This is a genomic window from Bradyrhizobium sp. PRIMUS42, assembly GCF_023006515.1.
In the GTDB taxonomy this organism is placed as follows: Bacteria; Pseudomonadota; Alphaproteobacteria; order Rhizobiales; family Xanthobacteraceae; genus Bradyrhizobium.
The window spans coordinates 1-872 of record NZ_JALBGZ010001312.1 but is presented as its reverse complement, the minus strand read 5'-3'; the positions used below and the strand labels follow the sequence as shown (position 1 = coordinate 872).

General features: G+C 66.5%; 2 protein-coding genes. Both read right to left on the bottom strand.

Annotation, left to right across the window (positions count from 1 at the left end):
* Window positions 1-90 precede the first annotated feature (90 nt).
* The gene (locus tag MOV75_RS39960) at window positions 91-246 is read right to left on the bottom strand and encodes a hypothetical protein (RefSeq protein WP_247008349.1); all 156 of its coding nucleotides are present in this window, start codon (window positions 244-246) and stop codon (window positions 91-93) included.
* Window positions 247-468: 222 nt separating this feature from the next.
* A partial coding sequence (locus tag MOV75_RS39955) for a tripartite tricarboxylate transporter substrate-binding protein (RefSeq protein WP_247008348.1) occupies window positions 469-872 on the bottom strand: 404 nt, incomplete at its 5' end.

Here is an 872-nt window from a genome sequence, read left to right as displayed (position 1 = left end):
TTTCTTCCTTCGGCCCGTTCGGGATAATGGTGATGGTCCAGCGGGGAGGCATGCTCGATTCCTGCTCCAGCACCGAACGCACGAAGCCGGTCACCGTCGACTCGCCAGCCCCGTGCCGATCACCAGCGGAAACACGTTGGGGCCGACCGGCTGGCCCGGCACCGGCGGCAAGATCCAGCCGCCATAGGCAGCCGCCGCGCCGAGCGCGACGAGAAACGATCCCGTGACGGAGTCGGGAAGACGCATGAGAGGAGTCCTATGAGTGTTCGTCTCCCTCGCCCCGCTTGCGGGGAGAGGGTTGGGGTGAGGGGGAGTCTCCGCGAGAACGGTGAGAGTTGGACTCGTGAAGGCTCCCCCTCACCCGAATTCGAGCGAAGCTCGAATTCGACCTCTCCCCCGCATCCGCCTTCGCCAAGGCTTCGGCGGACAGGCGCGCGGGAGAGGCGATCTGAGCGTCGCAGTACCGGATCACGCCTTGCTCAGGCCAGCCGCCTTCATCGCTTCGCCCATCTGGGCGTCGCCCTTGTCCATGAAGCCTGCGAACTGGGTGGCATCGCCCCAGACCGTGCCGAAGCCGCGATTGCTCATGAAGTCCCTGAACTCGGCGGATTCGTAGACCTTCTTCAGCGCCGCGGTGAGCTTGGTTGCGATCTCCGGCGGCAGGTTCTTCGGTGCACCGATGCCGCGCCAGGCGCCGGTTGCGTAGTCGATGCCCATCGCCTCCTTCAGCGTCGGCACGTCCTTGAACACCGGATTGCGCGCGGGGGCCATGATGGCGAGGCTCTTCGCCTTGCCCGCCTCGATGATGGCACGCGCCTCCGGCACCGAGCAGGTGGTGAGGTCGAGGCCGCCGGCGGCGAGATCCTGCATCG

What these genes read in the sequence shown, in the direction of transcription:
- MOV75_RS39960 (WP_247008349.1), bottom strand. Translation starts at nt 246, where the DNA reads ATGCGTCTTCCCGACTCCGTCACGGGATCGTTTCTCGTCGCGCTCGGC.